The sequence below is a fragment of the Oceanobacillus rekensis genome (assembly GCF_002153375.1).
GTDB classification, from domain to species: Bacteria; Bacillota; Bacilli; order Bacillales; family Amphibacillaceae; genus Oceanobacillus; species Oceanobacillus rekensis.
Genome location: NZ_MTBQ01000007.1, coordinates 85,893 through 107,974 on the forward strand (window position 1 = coordinate 85,893; position 22,082 = coordinate 107,974).

Sequence of the window (22,082 nt, forward strand, 5' to 3'; positions counted from 1 at the left end):
CTGCTTTAACATAGACTCTACCTATCGAAAAATCATTTACTCTACTTTTTTTATAGGCCAAAATAAAACACGCTTGGAATGAGCATAATGGAAGATTGGGTCTCCGACCACCGTATCTTCTGGTAAAAAGGACAACATATTTTCATTGTCAATGATAGCTTTCACATCGTAAATCTTCCACCGCCTATGATGAATAGCCCATCTGAATAAGGAGTTGTTTCGATGCGACCACAAAAAATACCGTTCCAGTAGCCAATAAGTTAGACTGGTTCTTTCTGGATAATACGCTTCTAAAACTGGCCGATATGATCCTTTGAAAGTCGCTTCTGATTTGCCTTTCCGTGTAGAATCAAAATAAAAAGTCTCCTTCTTCTTTTTCAAATTAATGTTTGCGTAAAAATAAGGTAACGTAGCTAATCTTGCTCCAAGGACTGCGAGCAGCTTATCGGCGTCGAGGCTGAAGAAATAGATCCCTTGTATTCCTTTATGTTTTACATATGTCCGCACATTCAACTCTAGATAGGAATGCAGAAAAGGAATTGGAGGCATTTTTCGTGGACGCATATTGCTTACTTTAAACGGAATGATGGTTATCCAGGCAGAGCCGTCGAAAGTATCTAACTCTAGACTTTTTGGAATGTACTTGGTAATGGTCTCTATGGGAACAGGTGAATGCATAAATAATAAATCATTCCATTTTTGGGTTGCTAACCAAGGCCCATGTGGTAATGGATAATCGCGATGATTTGTATACTGCAAGATATTTTTAAACATTTTATCCTCCATATAGCTTATTAATGATAGGAAAAGCCCGGGTATTGCTACCGGGCTTTGGTTGTATGTTGGTGTGAAATATCTTTTTCTATATTCCCCTCTATTTACCATCCTTATTCTGCTGTGGCTTTGTATCGCTTTCTTTTTGGGGTTCAATATCCTGATTCGGGTCTTTTTCCTTCACTTTTTGCTCTAGTGAATCGTCATTATGATTATGTTTGTTATCTGCAGTCATACTTCCACCTCCATACCATTAATATTATTACCTATATATTGTTAATAGCCGAATTTAAGGAAGTAAAACATATAAATGTGTAGGTATCATCCTTCTATTCATTAATTTTCACCACAAATCCATTTTCTTTTGACCATTCTGCATAATAAATTTGTCTCACATTACTGTATCCTTCTTTATTCAACCGATCTATTAGCCACTTTTCATCTTTACCTATCGATTGCAATACCTTCTTTTCAATTCTCCCTTCGTCTACAAGTAGATGGGATAATGTAGATTCGCCTGGGTCGATGTTCAGCATTTCAGCTGTAACTGGTGTAGATGAGTCAGCTTCCATGATACTTAACTGGCCACTTGGTTCTAAAATTGCAAATTTAACATCTTTTATGGAAAATATCCCTTGCTGGCGTAGCATTGTACGAAGCTGCTCAGATTCTAGTTTATTCTTCTTCAGTTGTTTCACATCCAGCACACCATCATTAATGATAATCGATGGCTCCCCTTTAATAATTGGTCGTAGCTTATCAAATTTCCGTACAATTAATTCAATGATGAAAATGAGAACAGCCCATAATGCAACGGCATAGAGCATTTCCCAGACGGTTACTAAATCATCATAAATCGTATCTTCCACAAGACCACCGAGAACCAACATATAAACAAAATCAAATGGAGTCAGTTGTGATAATTCTTTTTTTCCTAATAAACGGATAACGACCAGTAACCCTAAAAGACCTATAACAACTTTTATTGTAATTGAAGTATCCAAATTATTCCCTCCTATATATGCTGCTGCTTAGATTGTCAGTTACCCTTATTTTCTCTACTCCAATCCTGGAAAATAAATAGTTACCCATAAGAAAAACCTCTCACGTCATCATGTGAGAGGTTATTCATTAATTTGAAACATTTCCTTCAGCAGGTATTGGTCTTTCTTTCAATATATTAGCTAAGTGTACAAGATTATGGCTTGCCATCTGAATATTTGATTGGGTAAATTCATTTTTATACCCTTCAGCTTCGACATAGGATGGTCCTGGACCTGCATCACCGACCCAATATGCAATCGGGTTTGGTGGAATGGCGAATCCAAGCTGTGCAAGGCCAAAAATTAGATCGCCAGCAGCATTTTTTGCCCCGTCTTCATTTCCGGTAACAACAGAACCGGCCACCTTATTATAAAAAATGGGTTGACCTTGATCATTTGTCTGGCTGCAGCCATTTAAACGTTCCAAAACCTTTTTCGATATACTACTTTTTTCACCGAGCCATACAGGGGAAGCAAGTATCAATATATCTGTCTGCTTTATCTTCTCCAATATTTTCGGCCACTCATCACCATCACCCATATCATCAGCAATCCCATATGCTACCTCATAATCCGCGACGCGAATAACTTCCGATTTTATGTGTTTACTGTCAAAGACATTCGTAAAGTCTTTCAGCAATGCATCCGTATTTGACTTCTCATCCGATTTCTTTAAAGAGCAATTCAGGATTAAAGCATTTAGATTTCCCATAGTAACACTCCTTTTTCCATGTTATATGGTTCTCTTCCCTGAATTTCCCTTTTGTATTCATAAATGTAAAAAGCCCTCGATTAAATTAACTTCGAGAGCATTTTCATTTCATTTCACGAGCTTCTTTTGTATATATTCTTAACAGAATCCATCGCAGGAGCCCACCAACAGCTAATCCAATAGGCAGAAACATTATTGGCAGCCACATTGGACCAATTAAGTTTCCAAAAATTGTAAATGTGGGTGAAAAAATTAAGCCTACTGTTACAAAATAGGCTGAAAACACAAGTGGTAAATAGGCAAAAGGTTTTTCTCCGCCGCCGGCATCTTTATATGCATCCCAAATTGCAAAGAAATATAGACAGGGATAAAACATTAACCATAAATAATTAGTTTGTGCAATTGCTTCTTCAATTTTTAAATTAAAACTCAGCACAATGATTGTATTGAAATTTCCCATTACATTAATTATGATTTCTAACCCGACGAACAGAATTCCTTTTATATAATTACGATTTAATAGTTGAGAAAAACCAGGAAGAGCAATGCTCCATAATAGTGCTTCTAATTTTTTACTCTTTTTTGTTATGTTTGTCTTCATAGGTTTACCTAATCAGCCAATTCTTCGCGATCAACCATTCGTGGCGGCTCTTCCATCCATCCATTTTTAATCATAATATTAGCCCCATCTTCTGAATAAAGCATAATTTCACCACTTAAACGAACATAATTGGATGCGATATCTCTTCTTGTACCTGTTGAGATAGCTAAACCGTAGAAGCCAATTCCTACCGCAATCATTCCTGTCGCATGAAACATAATTAACTTATCAGAAAAGGGGGAGACCTCAGAGGAATTTGTGACCATAGAATCTGACCCCATCGGAACAGGAACATCATTACCTTCCAAGACTTCACTAAATATTTTCACATGCTTTTTAGCGATATCGGTTCCTCGTTGTAGATACTCTCTTACTTCCTTGGATTTTGCTACTTGGCTGAAGCCTGTTAACGTAGCAGATCCTAGTGTATTTCGCTCAATATTAGCGAATAAGTTCATAATTTCCGCTGCTAGTAATGGTCTGCGTTCGCCTAGCCAACCCTTCAGGAAATTTTGCTTTTTTACAAAGTCAATCTCTTTTGGAATGGGAATCGAGGGAGGACGGACGAAAGTTCCTTTTGTTAGTGCAATCTGTGTTGCTTTGTGATGAATCGAATTGTAATCGTGAAATGATTCCGAGAAAAAGGAATAGACATCTTCTCGGGCACAACCACTTATAGCCATTGCTGCAGCATTCATTCCTAACGTACCTAGATTTAAAGCATGCTGTAACATATATCCGTCGGTGTACAGCTTGGGTGCATTTGTATTCACGTCACCATCCGTAAAACCCTGTGGGATCGGATGATTTTCGGTTTTAAGGAATTTTTTGAGCTTTACCAAATGATTTTGAGATAGATTTAATGCATCCTGGATTACGGCTTGGATTTCTTCATCCTCTACCTTTTCTCTAAAGTATGAAAATACGGCAATATTTAAGCTAGCATTCATATATGCTTCCCAAATTTGGGATAGCTCCGATGCTGTTAAAGCTATTTTTGATTCCATATATTCTTATCCTCCTATGTTTAATTTTAACATTTGTCGCTAAAGTCGAAATTTGCATTTTGTAAGAATAGATAGTGGATTCAGCTTTTTCCTTTATTTCTTGCCAGCTTCTCCCGATCAATTATTCCTGGTGATTGTTCCAGCCAATTGTTATCAATCATGATATCTGCTCCACTTTTTGCAAGTCGGGCAGTTTCAATGGATAGTCGCTCATAATTAATCATTAAATCACTTCGTTGACTGACAGCACCTGCCATGGCATAGTTACCTATTCCTGCAGAAATGAGAACGGACATATGAAACATAATGAGTTTATCTGAAAATGTTTGTGTTGTTGAATCACTTATAGCGACATCAGCAGCTTGAGTAGCATCAAGATTTTCCTTCATCAGCGTATCGACAAAAATCTTAATATGCTTTTGTGAGATTTCTTTTCCGCGTAGCAAATAATCCTGTACGGTCTTGTTTGGTGAGGTTTGTGCAAATGCAAGACATAATTTAACCCCTATCACGTTTGTCATGATATTCGTGTATAAATGAGAAATTTCAATAGCATTTAATGGCCGTTTATCGCTAAATGGATTTAAACCACTTAAATACTTCTTGCTGTCCACGTAATCTGATTTCTTGGGTACCTCTATATACGGGTGTCTGTAATTAATTCCTTTTTCAAGAGCAATTTCAACCGTTTGATTGTAAAGGTTAGTAGTTTCTGTTATAGATTTTGTAAAGTAATCCCGTAATTCCTTTTTGTAGCTCATACTAAGAAACCCACTGGATGTTAGCATTCCGACTTTCGACATGTGATTCACATAGGTTAGACAAAACGTATCTGTAAAAAGCCATGGTGCATTCATGTTTACATCTTGTTCCGTAAATCCATTTGGTACGGCATAATTTTCCTTTTTAAAGTAGGCAAGTAATTGTTCCAGCTGGTTAGTTGTAATATCATATGCATGCTGAATTGCTGGCTTTATGTCTGGATCCTGAATGTCCTTTAGCATAAAACCTAAGATACAATTTGCCATACTACCATTCGTATATGCGGTCCAAAGTGATGCAATCTCAGAAGATGTTAAGTGAATTTTCTTTTCAGTCATCCTTTTACCCCTTTCCTTCGTTCGGACTATATTTTTCACCAGTAGCCGTATTTTATACAATATATCCTGATTGAACCTTCCTCCATGAATCCGTATAAAATCTGCTTGATACGGGAAAGAGAAGGGGGAGAATCTATTTGAGTAATCGAGGGGATAAAATGGCGAGGTCTCTTTTTAATCGAATGAGAAGTCAAAAGCAAACGAATCAAGCAACGGAACAAACGAAATTTAGCATCCAAATAAATAAAAAGCTTGATGATAATTTAAAAAACATGAAACAGATGCTCGGGGATCCCGTTGACTTAGTCATTCGTGAACTAATACTGGGTGGAACAAGGGTAGCAATTCTATACATAAACGGAATAACAGACGGGAATCTGATTAACAATAATATTCTAAAGACGATTCAAGATAATCTGAAACAGTTAGAATCTAATGGTTCTAAAGACTCCAAGGATACTAATGAACCGAATGAATCTAAGAAATCTAAGGAAACGAAAGATTCTAATCTACTTGATAAAGTGTATCAAGAAATAATCGCAATTACAGATATTGAAAAGTATACAACAATGGATGAAGTTTCATTTGCTGTTTTAAACGGAAGTACAGCTTTATTTATAGATGGTATGGACACTGTTTTACTCATGGGAACGACAGGCGGGGAAAGTCGTGCAATCGAAGAACCTGATTCAGAATCATTAATACGAGGCCCAAGAGATGGGTTTGTAGAAAATATCACGACAAATATGACACTGATTCGCCGTGATATTAAGGATCCAAACTTAAGATTTAAAACTTATGAAGTTGGAAAAAGTTCCAAACAAAAGTTAGTTGTAAGCTATGTGGAAGGAATTACGAATCCGGATATTGTTAACGAAATCAATCGCAGGCTAAAGACCATCGATATCGATTATCTGTCGGATTCTTCATTTATCGAACAATGGATAGAAGATAGTTTTATGTCCCCTTTCCCACAAATCCAGAGTACGGAACGTCCCGATTCAGTTTCTTCTAGTTTAATGCAAGGTAAGGTGGCGATTTTGCTTGATGGAAGTCCATTTGCACTTATTGCACCAACTAATTTTGCCGATGCCTTGCAATCGATGGAAGATTATAATCAAAGATGGATACCCGCAACCTTCTTGCGAATATTGCGTTATTTTTGTGCCTTTCTTGCTGTGTTCCTGCCTTCCATTTATGTGGCGCTTGTTTCCTACCATCCTGGCATGATTCCGAGTATATTAACGTATTCGATTGCTGCAACAAGAGAAGGTGTCCCTTTTCCAGCGGCGATAGAAGCGATATTAATGGCCGTAACTTTTGAAATTTTACATGAAGCAGGAGTTAGGCTGCCAAAGATAGTCGCGCAAACGATTGGTATTGTTGGTGGGCTCGTGATCGGGGAAGCAGCAGTTAGTGCAGGAATCGTCAGTCCCATCATGGTTATTGTTACAGCTCTTACAGCTATCGCATCCTTTAGTATTCCACTTTATACTGTAACGATAACCTTTAGGGGGTTACGTTTTGCCTTTATAATAGCTGCATCCATCCTTGGTTTGTATGGCTTGGTCCTTATGTACATTGTAGTTAATATACATTTGGTTAATTTGAAAAGTATCGGTATACCTTATACTACTCCCTTTGCACCTTTCTTCGGCAGGGACTGGACGGACTTAATTATTCGTGCTCCAATCACAAAGTTAACGAAGCGGCCAGCATATCTGAAAACAATAGATGAACAATCAAAGAATCCAAAGCCAGAGCGAAGGAAGGGATAGCGGATGAAAACTGTTAAATATGAAGATGAAAAAATTAAAAGCCGGGACATTATGATTGCGGTTCCTTCCATGGTAATTTCAATTGGAGTTCTAAGTTATCCAAAGTTTCTTGCTGAAAGTACGATAGCTGCCGATGGATGGATGACCATTATTTTGGGTGGGATAATCGCAGTTTTGTATACATGGATTGTAGCGAAACTAGCAGTTAGTTTTCCAAGTCAATCCTTTCTTTCATATGCTTCCTCATTAGTCTCGAAACCAGTTGCTATTTGTTTAACCTTGTTATTTGTTAGTTATGGAATTTCGTTAACTGCCTTTGAGATCAGAGCAATAGCGGATATTTCCCATCAATATTTGTTTGAAAGAACGCCAATTGAAGTTATTATGCTCACTTTCTTACTTGTCGTTGTTTATGCTGTCTCTGGATCAAGAGCCGGAATTTTCCGTTTGAATACAATGTTTTTACCAATCATTTTTGCGGCAACACTGTTCCTAGTTTTCTTTTCAATCGGGTATATGGAAGTAGATAATATGTTACCAATGTTTAAAACGGATTTACAGGGGCATTTACAAGGAACGATGGATAGTAGCTTATCATATACAGGAGTTGGAATCTTGTTGTTTTACATATCTTTAGTTAAGGATCCAAAAAAAGCACCAGGTAGTGCTGCACTTGGAATGTCCTCGGCGGTGATTATATACCTAGTCGTTTATCTGACTTGTATTGCTGTATTTGGGGATGTAACTACAGAAAACATTCGGTTCCCTTTTATCGAATTGGCTAAATCGGTCGAAATTCCCGGCGGGTTTTTTGAACGGACTGAATCCATATTCTTTGTTATTTGGATTATGGCTATTTTTACGACAACTGTAATGGCCTTTGATGTTTCCGTAATGGCATTAAATTCGATCTTTCCAAATATAACTAAAACAAAAATTATTTTTTTCTTATCCCCTTTCATATTTTTCTTATCGATGATTCCAAAGGATTTTTTGGAAATGAAAACTATTGCGAATTTTTTAGGTTATTTCGGTTGGGGATTAACGGGAACGACAGTAATTATATTATGGGCGATATACAAGTTAAAAGGAGGGAAGCAAAATGAAAAGTAAATTGCCCTGTTTAAGTTTTACGTTTTGCTTGCTATTTGTTTTTTTAACTGGCTGCTGGGATTCTGTGGAAGTTGAGGAAAGGGCATTTAATACTGGAATTGCAGTTGATTTGGCAGAAGAACAAGGAGAAAACACAACCTATGAAATGACGACCCAGTTCGTTGTTCCTAGTGGGTTAGGTACAGCAGGAGAAGCTGGTGGTGGCAAGGCATTTCGAAATTTACAACAGACTGGAGAAAGTTTATATGATATTAATGCTTCTATTGCCAGGCAGACCAGTGAAAAGTCTAATATAGAACATCTAGATGTAGTGATTATATCTAAAGATATTGCTGAAGAAACAGGGTTATTCACAAATATTCTTGACGTCTTTGTCCGCCAACAGAATATGCGCAGAGGAATCTTACTTGCAATTGGAGATGAAAAAGCGAAGGATATCCTTAATGTAGAAGCAGAGCAGGAGAAAGTTCCATCACAGTATGTTACAAAACTTCTTGAAGGCAACGAGAATCCTATTACGACGGAACCAGTTCGGGTTGGTGATATACAGGAATACCTGTTAAGTAATCGAAGTTTTATCATCCCTAAACTTAGTGTTTTTTCAAAGAATAGTATCAATTATGAAGGGCTTGCAGTCTTTCGTGGAAAAACAGGTCAAATGGTTGATTCGCTTGAGGGGGAGGATGCAAAGGGGCTAAATATGATCATTGGCAAAAATCAACAAGGAAGTATCACTGCTGCTGTAGATGATGATCAAGTAACATACTCGATATCGGAAGGTAGTAGTAAAATAAAACTTACAAATAAAGATAAAAATAATCTGGTCTTTCAAGTAGATATTGATTTAACAGCCCAAATAAGAGAGTTCAACGGGTCTTTAGATTTTTATAAAAGGGAGAACATGGACAAGGTTGAAAAAGTGTTAAAGGAAGAGATAAAGAAGATCGCAGAAGGCAGCGTAAAAAAGGTGAAAGATGACTTGCAAGTTGATGTATTAACTTTTGGAAATTACCTTAGGATACATCATTATGCATTATGGAAAGAGGTTGAAAAGGATTGGGATTACGGTGAAAATTACTTCGCGAAAAGTGATATAAACATCAATGTAAATACAAATGTCCAGACCCCAGGTAATTCCATTCAATTGACGGAAGATGATGGAGGCGAAGGTTAGATGTGGAATATGATTATGGAAAGATTACCATCAACACTTGGATTTTTTTGCATGTTCTTGGCATTTTTCGTACCATTTGTAATTTATAAGGTAAATCAAAAGATGCATGCTGATGCAGATCCCCCATGGAAAAAGGAAGAACAGGTGAAGAAAAACCAACAACAACCTTCAAAGTAGTGGATTTGTTAACTGTAATTTTTTTATATTCCAAGATAAGAGGAACGAGCAAAGCCAAACAATTCAGCAAAAGCCTCGTGCTGTAACAACTATCTTCCCTTCATGTTAGACTGAATGGTAAAAGACTCAAGACCAGGGGAGTGGTGTACATATGAATTTAGAAACGTACCTAACTTTAGATGCAACAAAAATGGCTGAATTGATTCGGAACAAGGAAACAACCGCGAAGGAATTATTGGAAATTGCCTTCAAGCAATTAGAGAAAGTACATCCAACCTTAAATGTTGTGACAAATACAAGGATCGAAAAGGCATTGGAGGAAGCGGAACGAATTGCTGTGGATGCTGCCTTTAATGGGGTCCCGATATTATTGAAAAACATTTCCCAAAGTGTGGAAGGGGAAATAATCACCTCAGGTTCCAAACTGCTTCAAGGCAACCTTGCTAAACATGATTCTTATTTTGTAAAAAAGTTTCGTGATGCTGGATTTCAATTTATGGGACATACCAATGCACCAGAATTTGGCTTGAAAAATATTACAGAACCAGAATTATACGGACCAAGCCGAAATCCATGGAATACCAACTATTCACCAGGAGGATCAAGTGGCGGAGCTGCTGCTGCAATTGCATCTGGTGTTGTTCCGCTTGCTGGTGCAAGTGATGGAGGTGGATCGATACGGATACCGGCCTCATTCACAAGTCTATTTGGATTAAAGCCGACACGTGGACGCACACCTGTTGGACCTGGCGTGGGTAGACAGTGGCAAGGTGCATCGATTGATTTCGTCCTAAGTCGAACCGTACGGGATAGTGCTGCAATGCTTGACATGCTTCAAGTTGTGCAACTGGAAGCAGCTTTTCAAACACCCTTATTTCCTGGTAGTTATAAGAATTCCATGTTAGAAAATTTTAAGAGACCATTACGTATTGCGTTTACTACAACGTCTCCGGTTGGTACACCGGTTTCAGAAGAAGCGAAACTAGCTGTTGAGAAGATGGTTAAATGGTTAGAAGCTCGGGGGCATGATGTAGAAGAAAAAGAAAATGGAGTAGATGGTCTTCAATTAATGAAGGATTATTATCTTATGAATAGTGGGGAGATGGCTTCCACAATCCTTGGGTTGGAAAAAGGTATCGGTCGGCAGGTAACGGCAGATGATGTTGAAATTGAAAGCTGGATATTGAATGAAGCAGGAAAATCAGTTTCTGCAGCCGAATTTTCGGCAAGTCTTGCTTCATGGGACACTGCAGCAGCAAATATGGCTTATCTGCACCAGATGTATGACTTCTATATTACACCAGCCACAGCTGATGCAGCCCCACAGGTTGGTGAGTTGACTCACTCTAAACAGGTACAAGCAAGCTTAAGGGAACAGATCAACGAGGTGGATAAGCAGGAGCAGCAAGCATTAATATATGACATGTTTCTACCAAGCTTAACTTATACACCGTTCACCCAACTGGCAAATTTAACCGGACAACCAGCCATGTCTGTCCCGGTGCATTTAACGGAGGAAGGTCTTCCATTGGGCGTGCAGGTAATGGCACAAAAAGGAGAAGAACACCGATTATTACAGCTGGCATATCAGCTTGAAAGTTCGGATTTATGGGTAGGAATGAAAGCAAACCCGTATTTTTCTTTCTAGGTATAATCTTTACACAATAATACGCGATAGAAATGGATCTATCTGATGTAACAAAAGTAGCATTACTCACTTAAAGGGTGATGCTACTTTTTTGCTTATCTCGGGAACTAGCCGCAACTCAACAGTTCCAATCCACATAAATATAACTCGACAAAATCCGAGGAGTGACAGGCACTGTTTTCGGGAAAGGGATATAAAGAGTATGTAAAGGTGAGGTGGATTTATGACTGCAGAAGTAGCTATTATGAATAAGCTTGGAATGGCTTTGGCTGCAGATAGTGCTATCACAAGCGGCAGGGAAGGTGTGCAAAAGGTATATAATTCGGCGAATAAGCTATTTTCTTTGTCTAGTGAACATCCAGTCGGAATAATGGTTTATGGTGCAGCTTCGTTTATGGAAGTTCCGTGGGATGTCATTATTAAGTCTTACAGAGAGTATCTTGGTGATCGAAAATTTACTGATTTGGAATTTTACTTGGAAGACTTCCTCGATTTCCTGCTTCATGATGAAAGATTTAATAACTCAGATGTAGAAGATATTATTGTGTATCGAACATTTTCAGATATTTTGAAGCGAATCGTCAGAGAAGTAGAGGACGATATTGAAAGGAATGACCAGAAAGTAACCAATGAAAAGGTAACAGAGTGGTTAATGGATTGTGTAATAAGAAATCTATCTTTATATAAGGAGAAACAAGAAGTCCTTCTGAATGTGGAGTATGACCCGTTTAGAGAAAGATTTTCCTCGATAGTAAAGGAAATTAAAGAAGAATTGATTTCTTTTGAATTGCCTGAGGAACTGAAAGATAAACTTTTTGAACTCGCTTTTGAAGTGACAAGAAAAGATTATTTCAGTTTGGGAAGTACAGGTATCGTCATTGCAGGTTTCGGAGAACACGAAATTTTCCCTCACTTACTGAATTATCGACTGGAAGGATTTGTGTTGGGAGAGCTGAAATATAAGAAATTAAAGGAAAAGAAAATTAGTTATACGAATGATCAAAAGGGAGAAACAGCTGTAATAACAGCTTTTGCCCAGCGAGAAATGGTAGATTCCTTCATTGGTGGAATAGAACCAAATATGGAAGATGCAATCTTTGGTATTATCAAGCAGGTATTAACAGGATACCAAGAACAGATTCAAAAACATTTAAATATTACATTTAATGATGAACAAGTTAAAGAAATTGAAAACATGGGTACTGACTTATATAAGTCAGTTGAGGATGCAGTAGAAGAATATCAGGAAAATAATTACATCAATCCTCTTCTCGGCATAGTCCGTTCCCTACCAAAGGAAGATATAGCTGATATGGCAGAGGCACTAGTTAATCTGACCTCTTTCAAGCGAAGGGTGTCGAGGGCTACTGAATCAGTTGGACCACCAATCGATGTGGCTGTTATTACAAAAGGTGATGGTTTTGTTTGGATGAAGCGGAAGAATTATGTGGATCCAGTCATAAATGCCAGATTTTAAAATTTAGGAAGGGGTGGAGGGTATGACGATTAAAGAAGATAAACCAAAGAAGGAATTTTTTAATCTACCAAAAGATGCTCAACTTGATTTTGATTTGGAAGAAGAAGAAAAAAAAGAAAAGGACCAAGCAGCCAAAAAAGTATTTGAGAAAATGAATGAAAAATATAGTAAATAAAGATTAGCATTGGTAGGGATTAATATTACAAATTGATTAAAGAAGTGTTGTTATGTTTAGGAAAAAGCCTATGTGGAATATAAACACTGTAAGCGGATGTGAATACTAAATATTGAAAGGAGTTGTTTTATATGGCTAAAAACAATAATAGTAAAATGTCTCGCGAAGAAGCAGGTGAAAAAGGTGGTAATCAAACTGCCAGAAATCATGATCAGGAATTTTTCGAAGAAATAGGTCGTAAAGGTGGAGAAACTACTTCGAAAAACCAGACACAAGATTTCTATGAAGAGATTGGTCGCAAAGGCGGTAAGGAAAGCAACCGCGGTCGAGGCAGCAACAATTCCTAATTATATACGAATAAATCATTTAACCGAAAAAATGTTTGAAAAGAAATGAATCGTGGAACCCATGAAAATGTAGGTGCTAAAGACTAAACTAATTTGAGAAGGAGATGTTAACGTATGGCTAAGAACAATAAAAACAATAAAAACAACAGCAAAATGTCTCGTGAAGAAGCAGGTCAAAAAGGTGGAAATCAAACAGCACGAAATCATGATCAGGAATTCTTTGAAGAAATTGGTGAAAAGGGCGGAAATGCCACTGCAAAGAATCACGATAGAGAATTCTTTGAAGACATCGGTGAAAAGGGCGGAAATGCCACTGCAAAGAATCACGATAGAGAATTCTTTGAAGACATCGGTGAAAAAGGTGGAAATGCCACTGCGAAGAATCATGATAAAGAATTCTATCAGGAAATCGGTGAAAAAGGTGGAGAAGCCACTTCCGAAAAATATGATCAGGATTTCTATGAAGAGATAGGTCAAAAAGGTGGAGAAGCCACTTCCAAAAATCATGATAAAGATTTCTACCGTGAGATTGGTGAAAAAGGTGGAATCGGGAGAAATAAAAATAACTCTTAATAAATAAACTAAATGCTAGATTGATTGATAGAGGAGAGGGAGATATAAATCTTCCTCTCCTTTTTGATGTGTTAGGAAAGCGAGTGTATAAACTTGGTAATATATGTTTATAATATTTTTAGGTTCTAGTATAGTAGATAATAGATATGAAGTGTCTACAGAGAGGGGTAAGAATATTGATACATCATACAAAGGTATATAATGAAAAAATTGAAAGCGTTCTGAATAATATAAATAAGGTAATAATAGGTAAAGAGGATGTGGCGATCCTTAGTTTAGTAGCTTTATTAGCGGAAGGGCATGTGTTGCTGGAGGATGTTCCTGGTGTTGGTAAAACAATGCTTGTTCGGACACTGGCTAAGTCGCTTGACTGTGAATTTAAAAGAATTCAGTTTACCCCTGACTTACTACCGTCTGATGTGACAGGTGTCTCTATTTATAACCCAAAAGAATTGGAATTTGAATTCCGTGATGGACCAATTTTCGGAAATATAATTCTAGCAGATGAGATCAATCGGACTTCACCTAAGACTCAATCATCTCTCCTTGAAGCAATGGAAGAAAAAAACGTTACCGTCGATGGCAATACAAAACCTCTTCAGAAGCCTTTCTTTGTTATGGCAACCCAAAACCCGATTGAATATGAAGGAACATACCCACTACCGGAAGCACAGCTTGATCGCTTTATTTTAAAACTGAAAATGGGTTACCCGTCCTTTGAGGATGAGCTTGAGATGCTTGAAAGAACAGCAGTAAATCATCCAATTGAGACAATAAGCTCGGTTATTAGCAGAGATGAACTGATTAAAATACAAGAAGAAGTGAAGGAAGTATATATTGCAGGAAATGTTCAAGAATATATTATCAATCTCGTTACCCGAACGAGAGAAAACAGTGCCATCTATCTTGGTGTCAGTCCAAGGGGATCTATTGCTCTAATGAAAGCTGCAAAAGCATATGCGTACATATATGGCAGGGACTATGTTCTTCCAGATGATGTGAAATTCCTTGCACCATACGTTCTCTCGCATCGAATCCTATTAAATACAGAAGCAAGATATGAAGGTATAACCAGTGAGGATACAATAGCATCGATTGTAAAAACGACAGATATTCCCATTCGAAGGGAATTTAATTGATGAAAGACGCGTTAAGAATCGTCGGTAATATTCTTTTCGTCTGTGCCCTTTTTACAATTTTATTTTCTTATGCGATGTTTCAAGGTGGTTTTGTCAGTTGGTTTTTATTTTTTAGCTTTCTTCCAATCTTTCTTTACCTGATAGGATTCCTGATTTATCCCATTAAAAGATGGAAGGTATCCAGGAGATTTTCTCATCACATCATTGAGGCAGGCGATAGTATAAATGCAACCATCGAGGTGAAAAGGTCATTTCCATTTCCTCTGTACTATTGCATTATTGAAGAGGTTATACCACAATCTCTCATGAAAGTGGACAATCGCAATGATAAATATCAATATATGCATCATCCCGACAAAATTTATGTGGAACGAAGCATAAAAAGGGTTACTTTTCCCATATTTAAAAGGGGTTTCCAACTTCCATACTCCATTACGAATGTGCCAAGAGGGGAACATCGTTTAAAGAAAATACGTATCAGAACGAGCGATATTTTTGGCTTTGTAAAAAAAGAGCATGTATTTGCAGTATCTGATGAGATCATTGCTTATCCTAGCAGTCATGCACTAAAGATGTCAGAAAGGTTTAGTAAGTATGAACAAGGTTCGGTCTCTTCTACTGGCCATCATCTGACAAATACGAATGTTGCAGTAGGGGTAAGAGAATATGCACCAGGAGATCGATTCTCCTGGATCGACTGGAAGCAAACAGCTAGAAAGAATTCGGTAATGACAAAAGAATTCGAACAGGAAAAAAGTACAGATATATTACTTATCCACGATAGCTGTCAAATAGAGGGGCTGAATCCTTTGGCATTTGAAGCAACAATTGAAATTTGCCTATCTTTAATGGAGACATTTCAGAACCAAGATAGCAAGGTGGGCTTACTATCGATCGGTAAAAAAACGGTTTATTTTCCTTCAGATCAAAGTAAGGCAAATAAACTCCCAGTCAATCATTATTTGACAAGATTGACCCCTGGTGGAGAACGAACATTCTCTATGAATTTAAAGGAAGAGATCAAGCGAATAGATAAAGGGGATTTCGTTATTATTATAACTACCCATCTTGATGACTTTTTAAAGCAAACAATCAGGCGGTTTACATTGCGTACGAAACAAGCGTCGGTAATATGTATCCAGTCGGAGGCGCTGATTTCAGATGAAGAACAACAATTGATACAACAACTTCGCTACTCCAATATACCCGTACAGTTACTGACAGAGAAGGAATTAATGAAAGCCCCGATAGAGGTGAGTATAGGATGAATCAACAGAAGAGCAAAACAGCAATCATATACACTTTTATTTTGTATGTAAGTGGTTTTTTTCTATTCCTTGAATGGCTTTATCCATTAGAAGCTATTACAGATACAACAAATAGTATGATATTTTTTATTTACACCCTGTTTTGTTTCTTTATTTCCATTTTTCAATGGAAATGGTGGATTGGATTTTTACTAAAGGGATTTGCATTGCTGTTTATTTTAAATGGTTTATATATTGAGCCAACGATTTTAAGTGCCTTATGGCTTGAACAGGTAAGTATAGAATTCACCTATAATATACAGGCTTTATTTTCACAACAGTGGTATTATCTCACACCATTGTTTCGTAGCTTCCTGTTCTTATTATTAATTTGGCTAATGAGCTATTTATTACATTATTGGTTCGTCCAGATGAAGCGGATTTTTCTGTTTGTACTTCTTACGATGATGTATATAACGATTCTAGATACGTTTACTCCATATGATGGACAGGTATCCATTATAAGAACATTTATTATTTCCTTTGTTGCCCTTGGGATAGCGAACTTACTAAGGGAAATGGACAGGGAATCCATTCACTTCGCCTTGGTTAAGCACAAACCAATTTGGTTGGCATCACTCATTGTAATTGTGTTTCTTTCAAGCATGATTGGTTTCGCTGCACCAAAGGCTGAACCCAAATGGCCTGATCCAGTACCATTTATACAAAGTACAGCCGGTAACGTGGGAAGCGGTGGAGCGACAATTCAAAAGGTTGGCTATGGGGAGGACGATACCAGGCTTGGAGGGTCCTTTATTCAGGATGATAATCCGGTCTTTACTGCACATGCATCTGAAAACCATTATTGGCGGATAGAAACAAAGGATCTTTATACTGGAAAAGGATGGGTTTCCTCAACGGAGCCTAATTATGAGTCACAACCAGGAGGATCCATTGCTTTACAAACATTTGCGGATAATGTAGAGACAGAAGAGCATGAGGCTTTTATCGAGTTTTATGAAAATGAAACAATTAATAAGCTCGTATATCCATACGGAATTAAGAAGGCAGAAGGGATAGACAATGCAGCATTCTTCCTTGATACAAACTCGGATGCAATAGAAGCCCGTATTAATGGATCAGCTACGAATTTGTCTGGATACCAATTAACATATGATCATCCTTCTTTTGAGATGAATGCACTCCGTAACAATACAGATGAATATACAAATGAAATTATCGAACAATATACACAGGTACCGGATACACTTCCTGAGCGTGTCGGTGACCTGGCAGAAGAAATTACCGCTGGACAGGAAACAACATATGATCAGGCAAAAGCGATTGAGCGCTATTTTGCAAGTAATGATTTCGTTTACCAAACAAAGGGTGTGCCCGTACCATCAGGGGATGAGGATTATGTGGACCAATTTCTTTTTGAATCACAGGTTGGATATTGCGATAATTTTTCCACATCGATGGTTGTTATGCTCCGTACCCTTGATATACCTGCCAGATGGGCGAAGGGTTTTACAAGTGGTGAAGCGGTTGATGTAGAGGGAAATAGAACAACCTATGAAGTGACGAATGCTAATGCACACTCCTGGGTCGAAGTTTACTTTCCTGAGTCTGGATGGGTTTCGTTTGAACCAACACAAGGTTTCTCCAACCTCTCCGATTTTCATGTTGAGTTAGATGAGAATGGTGAAGAAACAGAAGAAGCTATGATAGAACCACCAGAAGTAGAAATTCCGGAACAGCCTGAGCCTGAATTCCCCGAAGAAGCGGAAGTAAATCCAGATGAATCGATGGCAGATGCTTCAACTGTTTCCATTAAATGGTGGCATGTTGTGATATTGCTTGCTATCATTGCTACTATTTGTGTAGGTATCTATAAAACAAGGTATCGCTGGAAAACGAAGGCACTTGCAGTAAAGCTTCATCATAATCAGGATGCAAAAACCTTTCAGGATGCCTACCATTACCTAATGAATTTACTCAATAAACGGGGCTATACAAAGGATCCAGATCAAACATTAGGTGAATTTGCAAAGAAAGTGGATACTCATTATTCTACTGATGAGATGGGAAAACTGACGAATTCTTATGAACGTATGCTTTATAAAAATGAAACAAAGCCATTAAATATACCTGAACTGATTCAATTATGGAAAAATTTAATTAAACGAATAATGGGTTGACCTGTCGAACGTTGGTTAGTAGAATAAATGATGTACTTGTAAGAACAAAAGCGGAAGCGCCCGGTTAGCGACGTATGGACTGGACTGAGCCGGCGGAGATAAAGGAAACACGGTGAACGGTAGTGAACCGATGTTGACTTATCGCACAGAGGTGAAGGAAGTCCAATAGTCGCTGGGCGCTGGAGCTGGACGTGGCAGACATTGCTGTCAATGTAACAACCGCTATCAAAAAATGAAAAATAAGCCGTTCGTATATCCTCGACAATATGGGTCGAAAGTTTCTACCGGGGCACCGTAAATGCTCTGACTATGAAGGCAGAACCCTCGTTTGTAATATTACCTGGTATTCTGTCTTTTTGTAGCTTTCTATGTGAATTTTATATAGAATGCAAAAAGAGGATTCCAGGTTTTTTTATGCAGTTTAGAATGTATAAGCACTTTTTTTACAAAAAGCAAGTAGATAGGAGAAAAACGATGGAAAACAATGAATTAATACTCGTTTTAGATTTTGGCAGTCAATATAATCAGTTAATAACACGTCGCATAAGAGAGTTTGGGGTTTATAGTGAATTACACTCACATAAATTAACCGCTGAAGAGATTAAAGAAATGAATCCTAAAGGTATCATTTTATCTGGTGGCCCACATAGTGTGTATGACGAAAATAGTTTCCGCTGTGATGAACGAATTTTCGATTTAGATATTCCGATTTTTGGAATTTGTTATGGGATGCAGCTGATGGCATTGCATTTTAATGGAAAAGTAGAAAAGGCACAAAATCGTGAATACGGGAAAGCACTCATTGAATTAAATCCGGATCCGATTCTTTTTAAAGACACACCAACAAAGCAAACGGTATGGATGAGCCATGGAGATAAAGTAACTGCCGCTCCTCCTTCATTCAAAATTGATGCAACAAGTCCTTCTACACCAATTGCAGCAATGAGTGATATCGAAAACAATTTATATGGTGTGCAATTTCATCCCGAAGTACGTCATTCAGAGTACGGAAATGATGTATTAAATCATTTTGTTTTTGATGTTTGTAAGTGTAGTGGTGATTGGAGTATCGAAAACTTCATTGATATGGAAGTTAAAAATATCCAAAACAAGGTTGGCGAACGCAAAGTTCTTTGTGCATTAAGTGGTGGAGTGGATTCTTCGGTTGTAGCGGCATTAATTCATAAAGCAATCGGTGACCAACTAACATGTATCTTTGTTGACCATGGCCTGCTTCGTAAAAATGAAGCGGACGATGTAATGCAGGTCTTTGCTCAGGATTTCCATATGAATATTATTAAGGTAGATGCTAAAGAGCGTTTTCTCTCGAAGCTTATTGGAGTAGATGATCCGGAGAAAAAGCGTAAAATAATTGGTAATGAATTTATCTACGTATTTGACGATGAAGCAGCAAAATTGAAAGAAATTGATTTTCTTGCACAAGGTACACTCTATACCGATGTGATTGAAAGTGGAACAGATACAGCTCAAACAATTAAATCCCATCATAATGTAGGTGGATTACCGGAAGATATGCAATTTGAATTGATTGAACCATTGAATACATTGTTTAAAGATGAAGTTCGTGAATTGGGATCTCAGTTAGGAATTCCGGATCATATTGTATGGCGCCAACCTTTCCCGGGACCAGGACTTGCCATCCGTATACTTGGAGAAGTAACAGAAGATAAGCTTAAAATAGTTCGTGAATCGGATGCGATTTTGCGTGAAGAAATCGCAAAAGCAGGACTTGATCGTGATATTTGGCAGTACTTTACAGTGCTTCCAAACATTAAGAGCGTCGGTGTCATGGGAGATGCAAGAACCTATGATCATACAATCGGGATTCGTGCAGTAACATCCATTGATGGCATGACATCTGATTGGGCCCGTATTCCATGGGACGTTCTGGAAACAGTTTCAACAAGATTGGTGAACGATGTCGAACATATTAACCGTGTCGTTTATGATATTACGAGTAAGCCACCAGCAACGATTGAGTGGGAGTGAGGAAAATACCTTCAACTAACGGTTGAAGGTATTTTTAATTCAGGATGCTCTGAAAAGGGTAAAAACGAACATTATCCATTTAAATATATTTATTGTCCGTATTTTATTGACAATGTACTGACCGAATAGTAATATTACAATGTAATTTATTTAGTACTCGTATTTTTTCAGAGTGTGAACCTATAGTTAATGTAGTGAGTATTGCAGTTTTTTGGGGCAATTTTTTGAAGGAGGAAGGTCATTGAAGAATTATTTTAGGTTTGAAGAACTTGGCACAAGTTATAAAACAGAGTTTATGGCTGGATTAACAACATTTCTGGCAATGGCATATATACTTTTTGTGAATCCATCCATTTTAAGTGAAACAGGTATGGATGAAGGGGCAGTGTTTGCAGCTACAGCAATTGCAGCTGCTGTAGGGTCTCTCTTAATGGGACTGATTGCTAAATATCCTATCGTTCTTGCACCTGGTATGGGATTGAATGCATTCTTCGCTTATACGGTTGTGCTAGGGTATGGAATTCCCTGGGAAACGGCATTGTCCGGTGTTTTAGCTTCAGGTATTATTTTTGTTATTTTAACATTAACAGGACTTCGGGAAAAAATAATCAACGCCATTCCAGCAAGCTTGAAGCTGGCAGTTGGGGCAGGGATTGGGCTTTATATTGCATTTATTGGTTTTCAAAATGCAGGTATCATTGTTGCAGATCCAGCTACATTACTTGCAGTTGGTGATATAACTTCACCAACAGTATTATTGACTATATTTGGTTTAGTTGTTTCTGTTATATTCATTACATTTGGTATCAAAGCAGGTATCTTTTATGGAATGATTTTCACTGCTGTTGCAGGTATGATCTTTGGAATAATCCCTGTACCGTCTGGGATTAGCGGAATCGTAAGTGGTGTTCCGAGCATGGCACCAACATTTGGGCAGGCTTTCTTACATTTTGGTGATATTTTTACAATCGAAATGCTAGTTGTTATATTAACTTTCTTATTTGTTGACTTTTTTGATACTGCAGGAACACTTGTCGCAGTGGCAACGCAAGCAGGGTTAACGAAAAATGGTAAATTACCACGTGCTGGAAAAGCGTTATTTGCAGATTCAGCAGCAACAATTGTCGGTGCGTCTGTTGGTACATCAACAACAACATCCTATGTCGAATCAACTGCAGGTGTTGGTGTTGGTGGGCGTACAGGGTTTACGGCCATCGTTGCAGCAGGATTTTTCCTACTAGCACTTTTCTTTTCACCTTTACTAAGTGTCGTTACATCAGAGGTAACTGCACCAGCATTAATTATCGTCGGTGTTATGATGGCATCTGCATTGAAAGATATTGAATGGGATCAATTCGAAATTGCAGTACCAGCATTTTTAACGGTATTGATGATGCCTTTAACGTATAGTATTGCTACGGGAATTGCAATCGGATTTATATTCTATCCAATTACGATGCTTGTAAAAGGTCGGACTAAAGAAATTCATCCGATCATGTATGGATTGTTTGTTATCTTTATATTGTATTTTGTTTTCCTTAGCTAAGAATTTGGAATAAGGGCTGAATCCTTCGGGGTTTAGCTCTTTTTTTGGTTTCGTCCCGAGTGGTTAAGGTTAATCATTGTGACAAGATAATAAGGACAGAACTTTACTAAACCTGCAAGCTTGCTCTTAATCTCACATATATCGTCCATCAACAAATCATAAACAAGTTACGGAAAGAATAAAATGAGAAAGAATCCAACAAAAACAAAGAAATTCTATGTTAAAATGATAGAATATTAA

21 protein-coding genes and 1 riboswitch are annotated in these 22,082 nt (G+C 37.7%); of the genes, 14 read left to right on the top strand and 7 right to left on the bottom strand.

Features of this window, described 5'->3' with window-relative positions; translation table 11 throughout:
* Positions 1-36: 36 nt before the first annotated feature.
* The 7 genes from BV906_RS16020 to BV906_RS16045 all read right to left on the bottom strand — a co-directional run bounded on the left by BV906_RS16020 (position 37) and on the right by BV906_RS16045 (position 5,237).
* Complete coding sequence (locus tag BV906_RS16020) at positions 37-774, bottom strand: YqjF family protein (RefSeq protein WP_176330380.1); 738 nt, start codon at positions 772-774, stop codon at positions 37-39.
* Positions 775-874: 100 nt separating this feature from the next.
* Positions 875-1,009 carry a hypothetical protein gene (locus BV906_RS20065; protein ID WP_281254158.1) on the bottom strand — a complete coding sequence of 45 codons (135 nt, stop codon included), beginning with the start codon at positions 1,007-1,009 and terminating at the stop codon, positions 875-877.
* Between the two features lie 94 nt (positions 1,010-1,103).
* Positions 1,104-1,778, bottom strand: a complete 675-nt coding sequence (locus BV906_RS16025) for a DUF421 domain-containing protein (RefSeq protein WP_087974635.1) — start codon at positions 1,776-1,778, stop codon at positions 1,104-1,106.
* 127 nt (positions 1,779-1,905) lie between these two features.
* Positions 1,906-2,529, bottom strand: a complete 624-nt coding sequence (locus BV906_RS16030) for a flavodoxin family protein (RefSeq protein WP_087974636.1) — start codon at positions 2,527-2,529, stop codon at positions 1,906-1,908.
* 103 nt (positions 2,530-2,632) lie between these two features.
* Entirely contained in the window at positions 2,633-3,130 is a 498-nt protein-coding gene (locus BV906_RS16035; protein WP_087974637.1) for a hypothetical protein, read from the bottom strand.
* An 8-nt stretch (positions 3,131-3,138) separates the two neighbouring features.
* A complete protein-coding gene (locus BV906_RS16040) occupies positions 3,139-4,137 on the bottom strand; it encodes a DUF3231 family protein (RefSeq protein ID WP_087974638.1) in 999 nt (332 codons plus the stop codon).
* A gap of 80 nt (positions 4,138-4,217) precedes the next feature.
* The gene (locus BV906_RS16045) at positions 4,218-5,237 is read right to left on the bottom strand and encodes a DUF3231 family protein (RefSeq protein ID WP_087974639.1); all 1,020 of its coding nucleotides are present in this window, start codon (positions 5,235-5,237) and stop codon (positions 4,218-4,220) included.
* Positions 5,238-5,374: 137 nt separating this feature from the next.
* Here BV906_RS16045 and BV906_RS16050 point away from each other — a divergent pair, with 137 nt between their 5' ends.
* The 14 genes from BV906_RS16050 to BV906_RS16105 all read left to right on the top strand — a co-directional run bounded on the left by BV906_RS16050 (position 5,375) and on the right by BV906_RS16105 (position 21,842).
* Positions 5,375-7,015, top strand: coding sequence for a spore germination protein (locus BV906_RS16050; protein WP_342744406.1), 1,641 nt, complete (start codon positions 5,375-5,377; stop codon positions 7,013-7,015).
* 3 nt (positions 7,016-7,018) lie between these two features.
* The gene (locus BV906_RS16055) at positions 7,019-8,128 is read left to right on the top strand and encodes a GerAB/ArcD/ProY family transporter (RefSeq protein WP_087974640.1); all 1,110 of its coding nucleotides are present in this window, start codon (positions 7,019-7,021) and stop codon (positions 8,126-8,128) included.
* Positions 8,118-9,302 carry a Ger(x)C family spore germination protein gene (locus BV906_RS16060; protein ID WP_087974641.1) on the top strand — a complete coding sequence of 395 codons (1,185 nt, stop codon included), beginning with the start codon at positions 8,118-8,120 and terminating at the stop codon, positions 9,300-9,302. The genes BV906_RS16055 and BV906_RS16060 overlap by 11 nt, the downstream gene beginning before the upstream one ends.
* Positions 9,303-9,479, top strand: a complete 177-nt coding sequence (locus BV906_RS19575; protein WP_176330381.1) for a hypothetical protein — start codon at positions 9,303-9,305, stop codon at positions 9,477-9,479. It abuts the gene before it with no gap.
* A 151-nt stretch (positions 9,480-9,630) separates the two neighbouring features.
* A complete protein-coding gene (locus tag BV906_RS16065; RefSeq protein WP_087974642.1) occupies positions 9,631-11,127 on the top strand; it encodes an amidase in 1,497 nt (498 codons plus the stop codon).
* Between the two features lie 223 nt (positions 11,128-11,350).
* Positions 11,351-12,604 carry a hypothetical protein gene (locus BV906_RS16070; RefSeq protein WP_087974643.1) on the top strand — a complete coding sequence of 418 codons (1,254 nt, stop codon included), beginning with the start codon at positions 11,351-11,353 and terminating at the stop codon, positions 12,602-12,604.
* 22 nt (positions 12,605-12,626) lie between these two features.
* Entirely contained in the window at positions 12,627-12,779 is a 153-nt protein-coding gene (locus BV906_RS19580) for a hypothetical protein (RefSeq protein WP_176330382.1), read from the top strand.
* 131 nt (positions 12,780-12,910) lie between these two features.
* Complete coding sequence (locus BV906_RS16075; protein ID WP_087974644.1) at positions 12,911-13,126, top strand: stress-induced protein, KGG, repeat-containing protein; 216 nt, start codon at positions 12,911-12,913, stop codon at positions 13,124-13,126.
* Between the two features lie 114 nt (positions 13,127-13,240).
* Positions 13,241-13,699: a KGG domain-containing protein gene (locus BV906_RS16080; protein ID WP_087974645.1), complete on the top strand. Its 459-nt coding sequence runs from the start codon at positions 13,241-13,243 to the stop codon at positions 13,697-13,699.
* A 176-nt stretch (positions 13,700-13,875) separates the two neighbouring features.
* On the top strand, positions 13,876-14,838 hold the full coding sequence (locus tag BV906_RS16085; RefSeq protein WP_087974646.1) for an AAA family ATPase: 963 nt from the start codon (positions 13,876-13,878) through the stop codon (positions 14,836-14,838).
* A complete protein-coding gene (locus BV906_RS16090) occupies positions 14,838-16,106 on the top strand; it encodes a DUF58 domain-containing protein (protein ID WP_087974647.1) in 1,269 nt (422 codons plus the stop codon). Before BV906_RS16085 ends, BV906_RS16090 begins: the two co-directional genes overlap by 1 nt.
* Positions 16,103-18,286, top strand: a complete 2,184-nt coding sequence (locus BV906_RS16095; protein WP_087974648.1) for a DUF4129 domain-containing transglutaminase family protein — start codon at positions 16,103-16,105, stop codon at positions 18,284-18,286. Before BV906_RS16090 ends, BV906_RS16095 begins: the two co-directional genes overlap by 4 nt.
* Before the next feature lie 228 nt (positions 18,287-18,514).
* Positions 18,515-18,616, top strand: a riboswitch (purine riboswitch).
* Positions 18,617-18,760: 144 nt separating this feature from the next.
* Positions 18,761-20,296 carry a glutamine-hydrolyzing GMP synthase gene (guaA, locus tag BV906_RS16100; RefSeq protein WP_087974649.1) on the top strand — a complete coding sequence of 512 codons (1,536 nt, stop codon included), beginning with the start codon at positions 18,761-18,763 and terminating at the stop codon, positions 20,294-20,296.
* Positions 20,297-20,537: 241 nt separating this feature from the next.
* Complete coding sequence (locus tag BV906_RS16105) at positions 20,538-21,842, top strand: NCS2 family permease (RefSeq protein WP_087974650.1); 1,305 nt, start codon at positions 20,538-20,540, stop codon at positions 21,840-21,842.
* The last annotated feature ends 240 nt before the right edge of the window (positions 21,843-22,082 follow it).

Coding starts and splice junctions, on each gene's coding strand:
- BV906_RS16020 (WP_176330380.1), bottom strand. CDS start 774: ATGTTTAAAAATATCTTGCAGTATACAAATCATCGCGATTATCCATTA.
- BV906_RS20065 (WP_281254158.1), bottom strand. CDS start 1,009: ATGACTGCAGATAACAAACATAATCATAATGACGATTCACTAGAGCAA.
- BV906_RS16030 (WP_087974636.1), bottom strand. CDS start 2,529: ATGGGAAATCTAAATGCTTTAATCCTGAATTGCTCTTTAAAGAAATCG.
- BV906_RS16035 (WP_087974637.1), bottom strand. CDS start 3,130: ATGAAGACAAACATAACAAAAAAGAGTAAAAAATTAGAAGCACTATTA.
- BV906_RS16040 (WP_087974638.1), bottom strand. CDS start 4,137: ATGGAATCAAAAATAGCTTTAACAGCATCGGAGCTATCCCAAATTTGG.
- BV906_RS16045 (WP_087974639.1), bottom strand. CDS start 5,237: ATGACTGAAAAGAAAATTCACTTAACATCTTCTGAGATTGCATCACTT.
- BV906_RS16055 (WP_087974640.1), top strand. CDS start 7,019: ATGAAAACTGTTAAATATGAAGATGAAAAAATTAAAAGCCGGGACATT.
- BV906_RS16060 (WP_087974641.1), top strand. CDS start 8,118: ATGAAAAGTAAATTGCCCTGTTTAAGTTTTACGTTTTGCTTGCTATTT.
- BV906_RS19575 (WP_176330381.1), top strand. CDS start 9,303: ATGTGGAATATGATTATGGAAAGATTACCATCAACACTTGGATTTTTT.
- BV906_RS16065 (WP_087974642.1), top strand. CDS start 9,631: ATGAATTTAGAAACGTACCTAACTTTAGATGCAACAAAAATGGCTGAA.
- BV906_RS16070 (WP_087974643.1), top strand. CDS start 11,351: ATGACTGCAGAAGTAGCTATTATGAATAAGCTTGGAATGGCTTTGGCT.
- BV906_RS19580 (WP_176330382.1), top strand. CDS start 12,627: ATGACGATTAAAGAAGATAAACCAAAGAAGGAATTTTTTAATCTACCA.
- BV906_RS16075 (WP_087974644.1), top strand. CDS start 12,911: ATGGCTAAAAACAATAATAGTAAAATGTCTCGCGAAGAAGCAGGTGAA.
- BV906_RS16080 (WP_087974645.1), top strand. CDS start 13,241: ATGGCTAAGAACAATAAAAACAATAAAAACAACAGCAAAATGTCTCGT.
- BV906_RS16090 (WP_087974647.1), top strand. CDS start 14,838: ATGAAAGACGCGTTAAGAATCGTCGGTAATATTCTTTTCGTCTGTGCC.
- BV906_RS16095 (WP_087974648.1), top strand. CDS start 16,103: ATGAATCAACAGAAGAGCAAAACAGCAATCATATACACTTTTATTTTG.
- guaA (WP_087974649.1), top strand. CDS start 18,761: ATGGAAAACAATGAATTAATACTCGTTTTAGATTTTGGCAGTCAATAT.